Below are 13,212 nucleotides of genomic sequence, written 5' to 3' on the forward strand. Positions count from 1 at the left end.
TTCGCTGAATTTGACGACAATCACGCGGGCTCCATTCTCCTATCCCGCAGCTGACAGGGTAACGTTTTTCATATGTCTGACTCTTCTGCGATTGTTCCTGCTCTCGGTACCCTTCTGACCGCTATGGTCACCCCGTTCACCAAGGACGGCGAAGTTGACTACAAGCAGGCGGCGGAATTGGCGGTCAAGCTGGTCGACGACGGCTGCGACGGCCTTGTTGTCACCGGAACAACCGGAGAGACATCCACGCTCACCGATGCGGAAAACCTCGGCATGTTCCGCGCCGTCAAGGAAGCGGTAGGAGATCGCGCAGCAATCATCGCGGGAACCGGAACCAATGACACCGCCCACTCGGTGCACCTCTCCCAGGAAGCGGAGAAGCTCGGCGTGGACGGTCTCCTGATCGTCACTCCGTATTACAACAAGCCAAGCCAGGCCGGCGTCCGCGCCCACTTCGAGGCCATTGCGTCTGCCACCGAACTGCCGGTCATGCTGTATGACATCCCGGGACGCTCCTCCATCCAGATCACACCGGAGACCATGATCGGTCTTGCCGCCCACCCCAACATCGTTGCGGTGAAGGATGCCAAAGCCGATTTTGCCGCAGCCACCCGGGTCATGGCCGAGACTGATCTCCTTTTCTACTCCGGAGATGATGGACTGACCCTCCAATGGATGGCCATGGGCGCGGTGGGCCTTATTGGCGTCACCACGCACGTCGCCACCCGCCGATTCCGCGAACTCGTTGACGCCATCGCCGCGAACGACTTCGGCACCGCGCGCAAGATCAACTTCGAGCTGGAACCCGTGATCCGCGCAACCATGACCCGGGTCCAAGGCGCCGTTGCGGCCAAACAAATTCTTAAATGGCAGGGAGTCCTGCCCAACTCGGTTGTCCGTTTGCCCCTCGTGGAGCCGGACACCGCCGAGATCGCAATCATCCGCGAGGACTTGGCGGAAGCTGGAATGGACTTCACTGTCTAGAAGGATTCCGCCGGAAAGTAGCGCATTATGACCCAAACCGCCCTTCCCGGACTTGTCACCCCGCCCAAACTTCCGCAGGGAACGCTCCGGATTGTGCCCCTTGGCGGGCTGGGGGAGATCGGCCGCAACATGGCCGTTTTCGAAATCAATGGCAAACTGCTGGTAGTTGACTGCGGCGTGCTCTTCCCTGAAGAGACCCAGCCGGGAGTCGACCTCATCCTGCCCGATTTCTCGTACATCGAGGACAGGCTGGACGACGTCGTCGCCATCGTCCTGACGCACGGCCACGAAGACCACATCGGCGCTGTGCCGTACCTTCTGCGCCTGCGCCCCGACCTGCCATTGGTCGGTTCCCAGCTGACGCTTGCCCTCATTGAGGCCAAGCTTCAGGAACACCGGATCAAGCCGTACACGCTCACGGTGACCGAAGGCCAAGTGGAGCAATTCGGCCCGTTCGAATGCGAATTCGTGGCCGTCAACCACTCCATCCCGGACGCTTTGGCAGTCTTCATCCGGACCGCCGGCGGCAACGTGCTGCACACGGGCGACTTCAAGATGGACCAGTTGCCCCTGGACGGCCGCATCACGGACCTCCGCCACTTCGCCCGTCTTGGCGAAGAAGGAGTGGACCTGTTCATGGCAGACTCCACCAACGCGGATGTCCCTGGCTTCACCACGGCGGAAAAGGAAATCGGACCCACGCTGGACCGGTTGTTTGGCCAGGCCAAGAAGCGCATCATCGTTGCGTCCTTCTCCTCGCATGTGCACCGGGTACAGCAGGTCCTCGACGCCGCGGCCAAGCACGGGCGCAATGTCGCCTTTGTGGGCCGCTCAATGGTCCGCAACATGGCCATCGCGGCGAAGCTGGGATACCTGGACGTTCCGCCGGGAATCCTCGTCGACATCAAAAACATCGACAACATGCCGGACCACAAGGTGGTCCTGATGTCCACCGGTTCGCAAGGTGAGCCCATGGCCGCCCTCTCCAGGACTGGCGAACGGAGACCACCGCGTGGTGGTGGGCCAGGGCGATACCGTGATCCTGGCCTCCAGCCTTATCCCGGGCAACGAGAACGCTGTCTACCGGATCATCAACGGCCTGCTCAAACTCGGCGCCGACGTCGTCCACAAGGGCAACGCCAAGGTGCACGTCTCCGGCCACGCCGCCGCCGGTGAACTGCTTTACTGCTACAACATCCTCAAGCCGCGGAACGCCATGCCCGTGCACGGCGAAACCCGGCACCTCATCGCCAACGGCAAGCTGGCGGAGGACTCCGGTGTGCCTTCGGACCGCGTCATCCTCAGCGACAACGGCACAGTCATTGACGTCAGGGACCACAAGGCCAAGGTGGTGGGTCAGGTGGAAGTGGGCTTCGTCTACGTGGACGGTTCCAGCGTCGGTGAAATCACCGACGCCGACCTCAAGGACCGCAGGATCCTTGGTGACGAGGGCTTCATCTCCGTCATCACCGTCATCAACCGGACCACGGGCAAGATCGTCTCCGGGCCGGAGATCCACGCCCGCGGTGTGGCCGAGGATGACTCCGTGTTCGATGAGATCATCCCGAAGATCAACGCGGCCCTTGAAGACGCCGTGCTCCACCACTCGGACCACACCAACCACCAGCTCCAGCAAGTGGTCCGTCGCGTGATCGGCACCTGGGTCAACCGCAAGCTTCGCCGGCGCCCCATGATCATTCCGTTGGTCTTGGAGGCATAGCTCCTAGAGGACATGTGCCACGCTGCCCCTGAAATCCGCGGGATTCCGGACAAGGTGGGGTAGCGTGGCGCTTATGGCGACTCGTACTACCTCCGCGCCTAGAGGCAGCTCCAACAACAAACCCGCCAGGGCAGGTTCAGGCTCGGGCAGCGGCCGGACCCCGGCGAAGACCGGGAGGAGCGGCACAGCCACGGCCCGCGGCAGGCAGGCCGCCGTCGTCGAACCCCAGCAACCATGGATCCTGCGGGCGCTTGCCGGCGTTTGGCTGGGAATCGGCCATGTGATGGGCGCGGGTGTTCGCCGCATAGGCCAGGACGTCAGTGACCTCGATCCCGCGGACCGCAGGGACGGCGCAGCGCTTTTCAGCCTGGCTCTCGGTGTCTTTATCGCGACCTTCGCCTGGTGGGGCTTCAAAGGCTGGTTCCCGGACTTCGTCGACAGCATCGTGAACGGGACCTTCGGCTGGATTTCCCTGCTTCTGCCGCTCATGCTCTTCGTGTGTGCGTTCAGGCTCTTCCGGCAGCCGTGGGATAGCCGCGGGAACAACCGGGTAGGGATCGGCTTCCTGATCATGGCGTTCGCGGGCACGGGCTTGGCCCACATCATCGGAGGACAGCCGACTGTCGCCGACGGCTTCGAAGGCCTTCGCCGCGCGGGCGGGATGCTCGGATTCCTCGCGGCGTCGCCGCTGGCCGCCATCCACCCCGCAGTTCCGGTCCTGGTCTACGGCGCGCTGGCTTTCGTTTCCGTCCTCATCGTCACTGCAACGCCCTTCGGTGCGATTCCCCGGCGGATCCGGGGCGCGTATGAACATCTCATGGGAACTGACCTTGCGGATGCCGACGGGCAGCACAACGACCCGCATGACCGAAGCTACCTCTACGAAAACGGGGCGCCCGCGGCGCCGAAGAAGAAACGCCGCAAGCGCCTCTTCGGCAAGGACCGCGACGACGACGCCGGGCTTGAGGGCTATGTGGGCGACGAAGCGTTCGAGCACGCAATCGTCGACGACGACGAGGCTGCCGCCGGCGGCCCGTCGGTCCCGCCCGGGGTCCGCAGGCCTACCCAGGCCGAAATCGCCGTCGAGAAGATCAAAGCAGCCCAAGGACTGGGAAAAGCGCAGCCGGGTCAGGACAACGCCACCGAAGCGATCCCCCTTGTAGCGGCGACCGCAGCCCTTTCGCCGGCAGCCCCGGCCATCAGCGTGCCCTCGACGCCGGTCGGCCCGCCACCGCCCCCCACGCCCATCCCGCAACGTACCGAACAGCTTTCGCTCGCCGGCGACGTCACCTACACGCTGCCGTCCTCGGACAACCTGACGCCAGGTTCCATTCCGAAGGAGCGCACGGAAGCGAACGACGCCGTCGTGGCCGCCCTGACGGACACGATGCAGCAGTTCAACGTGGACGCCACCGTCACCGGCTTCAGCCGCGGCCCCACCGTGACCCGCTACGAAATTGAACTCGCTCCCGGCACCAAGGTGGAGCGCGTCACGGCGTTGTCCAAGAACATCTCCTATGCCGTGGCATCGAGCGATGTCCGCATCCTCAGTCCCATCCCGGGCAAGTCCGCCATCGGCATCGAGATTCCCAACACGGACCGCGAGACGGTGTCCCTTGGCGATGTCCTGCGCAGCCAGAACGCGCGGCGGACAGACCATCCCATGGTGATGGGCGTCGGCAAGGACGTCGAGGGCGGCTACGTCGTCGCGAACCTCGCCAAGATGCCGCACTTGCTCGTGGCAGGTGCCACGGGTGCCGGTAAGTCGTCGTTCGTGAACTCCATGATTACGTCCATCCTCATGCGTGCCACTCCGGACGAAGTCCGCATGGTCATGGTCGACCCCAAGCGTGTGGAACTCACCGCCTACGAGGGCGTTCCGCACCTGATTACGCCCATCATCACCAACCCCAAGAAGGCCGCGGAAGCGCTTCAGTGGGTAGTCCGTGAGATGGATGCACGCTATGACGACCTCGCAAACTACGGCTTCAAGCACATCGACGATTTCAACAAGGCCGTCCGCGCCGGCAAGGTGGTTCCCCCGCCGGACTCCAAGCGCGTCATCAAGCCGTATCCCTATTTGCTGGTGATCGTGGACGAGCTCGCCGACCTCATGATGGTTGCTCCGCGCGACGTCGAAGACTCCATTGTCCGCATCACCCAGCTTGCCCGCGCGGCCGGCATTCACTTGGTCCTTGCCACCCAGCGTCCTTCCGTGGATGTCGTGACAGGCCTGATCAAGGCCAACGTGCCTTCCCGCATGGCTTTTGCCACCTCATCCGTGACGGACTCGCGCGTCGTCCTGGATCAGCCCGGCGCCGAGAAACTCATCGGTCAGGGTGACGCCCTGTTCCTGCCCATGGGCGCCTCCAAGGCCATGCGTGTGCAGGGAGCCTGGGTCACGGAGTCCGAAATCCACCGGGTAGTAGAGCACGTCAAAGGCCAGCTCAAGGCCGTGTACCGCGAAGACGTTGCTCCCGAGGCCCAGAAGAAGCAGATCGACGACGACATCGGAGACGATCTCGAGGTCCTGCTGCAGGCCACCGAGCTCGTGGTCACCACGCAGTTCGGCTCGACGTCGATGTTGCAGCGCAAGCTTCGGGTCGGCTTCGCCAAGGCCGGCCGGCTCATGGACCTGCTTGAATCGCGCGGTGTGGTGGGTCCGTCCGAGGGCTCCAAAGCGCGCGACGTCCTGGTCAAGCCGGACGACCTCGCCCCCGTGCTGGCGGCCATGAAGGGCCAGGAGGCGCCTGCCAGCCCCGATGCGCACACAGCGGCCCTGAGCGACAACGCGAACGCGAACATCGCCGTCGGCGGCTATGCCGAGGACCTCGTGGCGGCCGATCTCGAACGTCGCAAGCAGGTCACGGAGTACCACGACGGAGCAGATGGCATCGATGACGAGGACGAAGGCGGCGAAGACGCCTGGTCACTGACCGGACGGTAGCCTAGAAGGGTGACTACCTCCGAGGGCCGCAAAGCCAGTTCCAGCAGCTCCGATATCTGGAATCTGCCCAACATCCTGACGATGCTCCGAATTGTCCTGGTCCCGTTCTTCGTGTGGTTCCTTCTGGAGGACAACAGCCAGCATGGCATCTGGCGCTGGGCCGCCGTAGTCGCGTTCGCCGTGGCCATCTATACGGACAAGCTCGACGGCGACATCGCCCGCAGCCGCAACCTCGTTACCAACTTCGGCAAGATCGCGGACCCCATTGCCGACAAGCTGCTCATCGGATCGGCGCTCGTGCTCCTGTCAGCGCTGGGGGAGCTGCCCTGGTGGATCACCATCCTCATCCTGGTGCGCGAATGGGGCATTACCGCTTTGCGCTTCTTCGTCATCCGCTATGGAGTCATGCCGGCTTCGCGGGGTGGCAAGCTCAAGACCGTCATCCAAACGGTCGCCATTTTTCTCTACATCCTCCCCTTGGATTCCTTGGCGCCGTGGCTCAGTAGCGTTGCCTTCTGGGTGATGATCGTCGCCCTGGCCATCACCGTGTGGACCGGCGTCGAGTACGTGATCGAAGCCATCAAGCTCCGCGCCGCAGGAAGGAAAGCGTGAGCCGTTCTGCCAGCGAGGCGGCGGCGTCCGCCGTCGAACTCGCCATCGATCAGCGCCTTACGGTGGCTACAGCGGAATCTTTGACAGCCGGTCTGGTTGCTGCCACCCTCGCCGACACTCCCGGTGCGTCGGGGATGCTCCAAGGCGGAGTGGTCGCGTACCAGAATTCGGTGAAGGAAGGCGTCCTCGGGGTGCCCCCGGAGCTGCTTTCCGCCGTCGGATCCGTTGACGCGCAGGTGGCGGCGGCCATGGCCGACGGCGCCAGGCTCGCTTGCGGAGCAGACCTCGGGGTGTCCACCACAGGAGTTGCCGGGCCTTTGCCGCACGACGGCAAGCCCGTGGGCACCGTTTTTATCGGCGTCGCCACAGCGAGCGGAAGTGCCGCGTACAGCTACTCCTTCGAGGGTGACAGGCCAGGCATCCGTGCCCAGGCAACCGCGGCCGCCCTGGAGCGCTTGCTTGAGTGCCTTGTCGGATCGGACTTACCACACGTAAAGTAGCCGGGAACAAAAACACCGGCCCAATAGTTGTTACATTGTGTCGCCTCGGAAGAGCCGAGGCGCCTAGGATGAAGAAACAACCGGCGCACCTCAGCGGTGAACCGGACTCACGAGGGAGCAAGGCGATACAGATGGTTAAGCAGCCCGTATCCATTAACGGCGTTGTCCGCTGGAAGGATGTGGGCTTGGCCGAGAAGGCACCGAGCGAACAGAAGGAGCGCAAAATGGTTGTACTGCGTCACGAAATCGGTGATGTTCTGCGCGATGTCCGCCAGCGTCAGGGCCGTACACTCCGCGAAGTCTCGCACAGCGCCCGCGTTTCCCTTGGCTACCTGAGCGAAGTTGAGCGCGGCCAGAAGGAAGCATCCTCAGAGCTGCTGTCCTCGATCTGCTCAGCCCTGGATGTCCCGCTGTCAGGCATGCTGCGCGAAGTCAGTGACCGGGTTGCCGTCGCCGAGGGCGTCGCTGTTCCGGACACCGTCCCGCAGGAATTCGCCCAGCGCTATGGCCGCGATCTGGACCGCGAGCTGAGCGCCGAACTGAACGACGACTTCACCCAGGGCATGCTTTCGGGAGCCCGCTAGACGGAACCTGTCCTCAGGTGAACGCTGGCCTCCGGTGAACCCTGTCCTTCGGTGGATGCTGCCGAATATTTGAAGCACAAAAAGAGGGCCTCAATGGGGGCCCTCTTTTTGTGCGTCTTGGCGACTTCCTTAGTCCTTGACGATTCCTTCACCGTAAGCAGTGTTGAGCCGCTCGATGTAGTCCGCCAGGGTCTGGATTTCCTCGAGGGGCCACTCACCCAGGCGCTCCCGGAACACTTGCCGGCGCGCGTCCTGGACCTGGTGCATCTTCTCTTCGCCTTTAGGGGTCAGCCGGATTGACTGTGCACGGCCATCCTGGGGATCGGCCTCCTTGTAAACCATGCCGATGCTCTCAAGGAACGCGATCTGGCGGCTCACCGACGGCTTTCCGACGCCGATGCACGAAGCGAGGTCCGTCAGGCGGATGGGGCCTTCTTTACGGATGATCGACAAGAGTCCGTAAGCGGCCGGTTCCATGTCGGGGTGGACCTGACGCGATAGCTGGTGGGACAGCGATCTTGCGCGTCGCCAGAACATGCTCAGCTGGTGTTCCACCTGCTGGAGTGCGGCGTCGACGCTGTCGCCTGCCTCTACAATGTCCGGTGCGTCATCGGAAGTGTTGCTCATGACAACCATTCTAGAGTCCGCTCCCGTGAGAGACTCTATTGGTGCGGATTAGCGACTTCTGGCGACTGATGGACGACGAATTCGGAGCTGGCTACTCCCGGGTCCTCAGTAGCTCCCTTGTATTGGCCGGCGTCGGAGGACGTACGGCAAACGACGCTTTGACTGCGGGCTACAGCCCCCGCGAAGTCTGGCTTGCTTTGTGCGAGGTCCAGGACGTTCCCCCGGAGCGACGGCTGGGCAGGGACATCAAGCCGTCGGACAGAGGCACCGCGAGCTACTAAGTTCCCGTTGCCGGGGTTCGGTTTCCGGGGGACACGCCTGCCAATTGTTCGAATATCTGTTCGGATGAGGCTATGCTCCTTTCAGAGGAAAATTGATCCTGACGGACCGGTTTCCGTTTCATTCGAAGTCCGTGGTTATCCACATAGGCGAAGTCGCACGCAATATTGTCAGCGGCTCGTATTAGCGTCGGGTAGGACAGGAAAGCGGCCGTTCAGGCCAGTCCACAGCGAGAAAGCATCAGAGGTGTGAGCCATGGCGGCAAATCAGGATCGTGAGAAGGCGCTCGAGGCAGCGCTTGCCCAGATCGACAAGCAATTCGGCAAGGGCTCCATCATGCGTTTGGGTGACGACATCCGTGCGCCCATCGAGGTCATTCCCACTGGATCCATCGCCTTGGACGTCGCCCTTGGCATTGGCGGCCTGCCCCGCGGCCGCATCGTGGAAATCTACGGCCCGGAATCCTCAGGTAAGACCACCGTCGCCCTTCATGCTGTGGCCAACGCCCAGCGCCAGGGCGGCATCGCTGCCTTCATCGACGCCGAGCACGCCCTCGATCCCGAGTATGCGGCGAAACTGGGCGTCGATACCGACGCGCTGCTGGTTTCGCAGCCGGATACCGGTGAGCAGGCCTTGGAGATCATGGACATGCTGATCGGTTCCGGATCCTTGGATGTCGTCGTGATCGACTCCGTCGCGGCCTTGGTTCCCCGCGCTGAAATCGAAGGCGAAATGGGCGACTCCCATGTCGGCCTTCAGGCCCGCCTCATGAGCCAGGCCCTGCGTAAGATCACCGGCCGGCTGAGCCAGACGAAGACCACCGCTATCTTCATCAACCAGCTCCGTGAGAAGATCGGCGTTTTCTTCGGTTCCCCCGAGACCACCACCGGTGGTAAGGCCCTGAAGTTCTACGCTTCCATCCGCATCGACGTCCGCCGCATCCAGACGCTGAAGGAAGGTGCGGATTCGGTGGGTAACCGCACCAAGGCCAAGATCGTCAAGAACAAAATGGCTCCGCCCTTCAAGATCGCTGAGTTCGACATCATCTACGGCCAGGGCATTTCCCGTGAGGGCGGCATTATCGACATGGGCGTCGAGCACGGCATCATCAAGAAGTCCGGATCATGGTTCACCTATGACGGCGACCAGCTGGGGCAGGGCATGGAGAACTCCCGCCGCTTCCTGCGGGACAACCCGGAGCTGGCAGCAGATCTCGAGCGGCTCATCAAGGAGAAGCTTGGTGTCGGAGTCAAGCCCGCCGAAGCCGAGACCTCTCCGAAGCTGAAGGCCGTTGACGGCTAAGCGCCAAGGCCGCTCCCGGTCCTGGGGCCCGTCTGCGGATGCGTCAGTGGCCGCCGATTCCGAGGCAAATCCAGAATCGGTGGCAAGGGCCATTGTGCTCCGTCAATTGACGAACTCTCCCAAGAGCAGGTTCCAGCTGGAACGCAAACTCGCTGAGCGGAACGTGCCGGAGGAAGTCGCCGGGGCCGTCTTGGACCGTTTCGAGGAAGTCCGGCTGATTGATGACGCAGACTTCGCGGAGATGTGGGTTCGCAGCCGGGCTCAGTCGAGGAAGCTGGCCAAGGGTGCCTTGCGTCGCGAGTTGGCGGACAAGGGCATCGACGCCGAGACGGCGGAGGAAGCCTTGGCACAACTGAGCGATGAAGACGAACAGCAGGCGGCCAGGGACTTGGTGGCGCGCCGTTTGAGGGCAGGCGTAGACCTTTCCGATAGGGCTGAACGGGACAAACAGACCCGTCGCCTCGCGTCCATGCTCGCCCGCAAGGGCTACCAGCCATCAGGCGCTTTCCGGATTGTTGGCGAGGTCCTGGACGAGGCGCTGGCGGAGTCGGGATCCCGCAGTGGCCGGGAGGGCATTGCCGTGGAACCGGACGATTTCGACTAGGCAGCGTCGCGCCGGTGAAGCTGAGAGCTCCCTGTGAGTATCGGCTCGCGCGGCGAGGGGGTGTGTATCCTTCGGAAACCTTCGGCTAGGGTTCTGGACTAGTGTTCCGAGTCGGGAAGCAGGTCAGAATCAATGAAACCGATGTCGTGGCGACTTTCGGCAATCATTGTGCCTTTGCTTGCCGCGTCGCTCCTCCAAGCAAGCCCGGCAACCGCGGACGACACTGGGCCGCCGTCGGGCTATCCCAGTTGGGCAGAGGTGCAGCAGGCCCAAGGCAATGAAGCGGCCGCGAGTGGCGAAGTGGACCGTATCAACCAGCTGTTGGTAGGCCTCCAACAGAAGTCCGGTGAGCTTGGCGCGGCCGCCATCAAAGCCGGAACTGAATACACCAAGGCGCACGACGCATTGGTGCACCAGGAGGGTGTGACCCAGAAATTGGCCGATGCTTCGCAACAAGCGAAGGCCAAGGCGGATTCCCTCAAAAAGGCCACGTCCTCGCTCGTGGTCAAGGCATACGAGTCAGGCGGCTTTGATCCCGGTCCTTGGTCTGTCGCGAATGCCGCGATCGCGCCTGACAATATCCAGAGTTATGCCTTGCTGAACCGGGTTTTGGACCGTACGGCGAAGCTGCATGCGGACGCCTTGAGCGCGTCGCAGGCATCCGCAGCTGCAACTGCCCAGGAACAGGCCGCCCGCGATGTCCTGGCGCAGTTGGACAGTGACGCCGCGGCGAAAGCACAGGCCGCCGATTCCGCCAGGCGTGCTGCAGAAGACAGCGTTGCCGCTACGGACGGCCAGCGAAAGACCATGGTCGCCCAGTTGGCGTCCTTGACATCCACTTCTGCCGCAGTCGCGCAGAAGTACCAAGAAGGCCAAGTGGCGCTTGCCGCCTATCAGGCTGCCCAGGAAGCCAAACGCGAGGCAGCGCAACGCCAGGCGGAGGCGGACGCTGCGGCGGCCGCCACCAGGCGAGCCCAGCAGGCCGCTCAGCAGCAGGTAGCCCCGGCGCCGATCAGCAGCGGACCGGTCAGTGCCGGAGGCGGCGGAGGCGGCGGCGGAGGATACGGCGGTGGCGGCGGAGGTAACGTCGTCAACGACCCGGCTGGAGCCCGGCAATATGCCTCCTCCCGGCTCGGCGCCTACGGTTGGGGCCAGGACCAGATGCAGTGCCTGTCCCAGCTGTGGAACCAGGAATCAAGCTGGATGACAGATGCCACGAATCCGAGCAGTCTGGCCTACGGTATTGCTCAGGCGCTGCCGGCAGACAAGTACTATTCGGCCGGCAGCGACTGGCTCAGCAACTACCGGACCCAGATCGAATGGGGGCTGGGCTATATCCGCGACCGCTACGGTTCGCCGTGTAACGCGTGGCAGCACGAGATCGGCTTCAATTGGTACTAGCCCGAGGGGCTACTCTTGATTGGTGAGTTCCCCTTCCGCTGCACCAGCACAAGTACCAGCACCAGCACCAGCACCAGCACCAGCACCAGCCTCCCTTCAGCAGCCCACGTCCGCCCCCGCCCCGGCGGTTCCCGACGGCGTAGTACCTGACCTTGGGACGCACCGTACCTATCAGGTACGCACGTTCGGTTGCCAGATGAATGTCCATGATTCTGAGCGCATGGCCGGGCTTTTGGAAGATGCCGGATACGTGCCGGTCCAAGGCGGAGTGGCCGACGTGGTGGTTTTCAACACCTGCGCGGTCCGTGAGAACGCTGACAACAAGCTTTACGGCAACCTGGGGGAGCTCAAGCAGGTCAAGGCCGCCAATCCGGGCATGCAGATTGCCGTGGGCGGGTGCCTGGCTCAGAAAGACCGCGAAACCATCGTGCGAAAAGCTCCGTGGGTAGACGCAGTATTCGGCACCCACAACGTCGGCGCACTGCCGGCATTGCTTGACAGGGCGCGGCACAACAACGAGGCCCAGCTGGAAATCCTGGAATCGTTGGACGTCTTCCCGTCCACTCTGCCCACGAAGCGCGACTCCGTGTACTCGGGGTGGGTTTCCATCTCTGTGGGCTGCAACAACACGTGTACCTTCTGCATCGTGCCCTCACTTCGTGGCAAGGAGAAGGACCGGCGTCCCGGCGAGATCCTGGCCGAAATCCAGGCGTTGGTGGACGACGGCGCAGTTGAGGTCACCCTGCTTGGTCAGAACGTAAACTCTTACGGCGTGGAATTCGGGGACCGCCTGGCGTTCTCCAAGCTACTGCGCGCCTGCGGTGACATTGAGGGCCTTGAGCGCGTCCGCTTCACGAGTCCGCACCCCGCGGCCTTCACCGACGACGTCATCGACGCGATGGCCGAGACCCCCAACGTCATGCCGCAATTGCACATGCCCCTCCAGTCCGGCTCGGACAAGGTGCTCAAGGACATGCGCCGCTCCTACCGCTCCACCAAGTTCCTGGGGATCCTGGACAAGGTCCGTGACAAGATTCCCCACGCCGCGATCACCACCGATATCATCGTGGGCTTCCCCGGCGAGACGGAAGAGGACTTCCAAGCCACGCTCGACGTCGTCGAGAAGTCGCGCTTCGCCTCGGCCTTCACCTTCCAGTACTCCAAGCGCCCGGGCACTCCGGCTGCGGAACTGCCGGAGCAACTGCCCAAGGCAATCGTCCAGGAACGCTACGAGCGGCTCACGGCCCTTCAGGACCGGATCGCGGCCGAGGAGAATGCGAAGCAGCTCGGACGCCGTGTTGAAATCCTCGTCACGGTGCAATCCGGCCGCAAAGCCGAGGAAACGCACCGCCTGTCCGGCCGCTCCCAGGACCAAAGGCTGGTGCACTTTTCGGTGCCGCAAGGCGCTGAGGCTCCACGACCGGGCGACTTCGTCACCGTGACCATCACCGAGGCAGCAGCCTTCCACCTCGTCTCGGACCCTGCCACGACGGGGGATTACACGTTGCGACGCTCACGCGCAGGGGATGCGTGGGACCGTTCCCAGGCAGACTCCTGCGGCGTTCCGGCCACGGGGCCGGCTGGCGCCGGGTCCGGCGGCCTGAAGTCCGTTTCCCTCGGCATGCCCTCCTTGCCGATCCGACGCGGTTAGG

11 protein-coding genes and 1 pseudogene are annotated in these 13,212 nt (G+C 63.3%); 11 read left to right on the plus strand and 1 reads right to left on the minus strand.

The genetic code is table 11. The features are described from left to right. Positions 1-72: 72 nt before the first annotated feature. From dapA to ACF0H6_RS20090, 6 genes and pseudogenes are all read left to right on the plus strand, one after another. Entirely contained in the window at positions 73-984 is a 912-nt protein-coding gene (gene dapA, locus ACF0H6_RS20065; RefSeq protein ID WP_395251186.1) for a 4-hydroxy-tetrahydrodipicolinate synthase, read from the plus strand. Positions 985-1,011: 27 nt separating this feature from the next. After that, positions 1,012-2,704, plus strand: a pseudogene (locus tag ACF0H6_RS20070) (ribonuclease J). A 73-nt stretch (positions 2,705-2,777) separates the two neighbouring features. Beyond that, the gene (locus ACF0H6_RS20075; RefSeq protein ID WP_395251187.1) at positions 2,778-5,651 is read left to right on the plus strand and encodes a DNA translocase FtsK 4TM domain-containing protein; all 2,874 of its coding nucleotides are present in this window, start codon (positions 2,778-2,780) and stop codon (positions 5,649-5,651) included. Between the two features lie 9 nt (positions 5,652-5,660). Continuing rightward, a complete protein-coding gene (gene pgsA / locus ACF0H6_RS20080; protein WP_395251188.1) occupies positions 5,661-6,263 on the plus strand; it encodes a CDP-diacylglycerol--glycerol-3-phosphate 3-phosphatidyltransferase in 603 nt (200 codons plus the stop codon). Next, positions 6,260-6,763 (plus strand): CinA family protein, encoded by a 504-nt coding sequence (locus tag ACF0H6_RS20085; protein WP_395251189.1) that lies wholly within the window; start codon positions 6,260-6,262, stop codon positions 6,761-6,763. Before pgsA ends, ACF0H6_RS20085 begins: the two co-directional genes overlap by 4 nt. Before the next feature lie 131 nt (positions 6,764-6,894). Next, positions 6,895-7,347 (plus strand): helix-turn-helix domain-containing protein, encoded by a 453-nt coding sequence (locus ACF0H6_RS20090; RefSeq protein WP_059387810.1) that lies wholly within the window; start codon positions 6,895-6,897, stop codon positions 7,345-7,347. A gap of 129 nt (positions 7,348-7,476) precedes the next feature. On the opposite strand, the gene ACF0H6_RS20095 is transcribed toward ACF0H6_RS20090, so the two are convergent. After that, the gene (locus tag ACF0H6_RS20095) at positions 7,477-7,974 is read right to left on the minus strand and encodes a MarR family winged helix-turn-helix transcriptional regulator (RefSeq protein WP_395251190.1); all 498 of its coding nucleotides are present in this window, start codon (positions 7,972-7,974) and stop codon (positions 7,477-7,479) included. 41 nt (positions 7,975-8,015) lie between these two features. Here ACF0H6_RS20095 and ACF0H6_RS20100 point away from each other — a divergent pair, with 41 nt between their 5' ends. From ACF0H6_RS20100 to miaB, 5 genes are all read left to right on the plus strand, one after another. Next, positions 8,016-8,255: a DUF3046 domain-containing protein gene (locus tag ACF0H6_RS20100; RefSeq protein ID WP_395251191.1), complete on the plus strand. Its 240-nt coding sequence runs from the start codon at positions 8,016-8,018 to the stop codon at positions 8,253-8,255. Positions 8,256-8,508: 253 nt separating this feature from the next. Continuing rightward, the gene (recA, locus tag ACF0H6_RS20105) at positions 8,509-9,555 is read left to right on the plus strand and encodes a recombinase RecA (RefSeq protein WP_395251192.1); all 1,047 of its coding nucleotides are present in this window, start codon (positions 8,509-8,511) and stop codon (positions 9,553-9,555) included. A gap of 46 nt (positions 9,556-9,601) precedes the next feature. Beyond that, a complete protein-coding gene (locus ACF0H6_RS20110) occupies positions 9,602-10,159 on the plus strand; it encodes a regulatory protein RecX (protein ID WP_395251193.1) in 558 nt (185 codons plus the stop codon). Positions 10,160-10,300: 141 nt separating this feature from the next. Next, complete coding sequence (locus ACF0H6_RS20115) at positions 10,301-11,560, plus strand: lytic transglycosylase domain-containing protein (RefSeq protein ID WP_395251194.1); 1,260 nt, start codon at positions 10,301-10,303, stop codon at positions 11,558-11,560. Between the two features lie 22 nt (positions 11,561-11,582). Next, positions 11,583-13,211 (plus strand): tRNA (N6-isopentenyl adenosine(37)-C2)-methylthiotransferase MiaB, encoded by a 1,629-nt coding sequence (gene miaB / locus ACF0H6_RS20120; RefSeq protein ID WP_395251195.1) that lies wholly within the window; start codon positions 11,583-11,585, stop codon positions 13,209-13,211. Position 13,212: the final 1 nt, after the last annotated feature.

It is taken from the genome of Arthrobacter sp. NA-172 (assembly GCF_043952055.1).
In the GTDB taxonomy this organism is placed as follows: domain Bacteria; phylum Actinomycetota; class Actinomycetes; order Actinomycetales; family Micrococcaceae; genus Arthrobacter.

Bases quoted from the DNA above. Each gene is read 5' to 3' on its own strand.
- recA (WP_395251192.1), top strand. From the start codon at position 8,509: ATGGCGGCAAATCAGGATCGTGAGAAGGCGCTCGAGGCAGCGCTTGCC.
- ACF0H6_RS20095 (WP_395251190.1), bottom strand. From the start codon at position 7,974: ATGAGCAACACTTCCGATGACGCACCGGACATTGTAGAGGCAGGCGAC.
- ACF0H6_RS20115 (WP_395251194.1), top strand. From the start codon at position 10,301: ATGTCGTGGCGACTTTCGGCAATCATTGTGCCTTTGCTTGCCGCGTCG.
- dapA (WP_395251186.1), top strand. From the start codon at position 73: ATGTCTGACTCTTCTGCGATTGTTCCTGCTCTCGGTACCCTTCTGACC.
- ACF0H6_RS20075 (WP_395251187.1), top strand. From the start codon at position 2,778: ATGGCGACTCGTACTACCTCCGCGCCTAGAGGCAGCTCCAACAACAAA.
- ACF0H6_RS20090 (WP_059387810.1), top strand. From the start codon at position 6,895: ATGGTTAAGCAGCCCGTATCCATTAACGGCGTTGTCCGCTGGAAGGAT.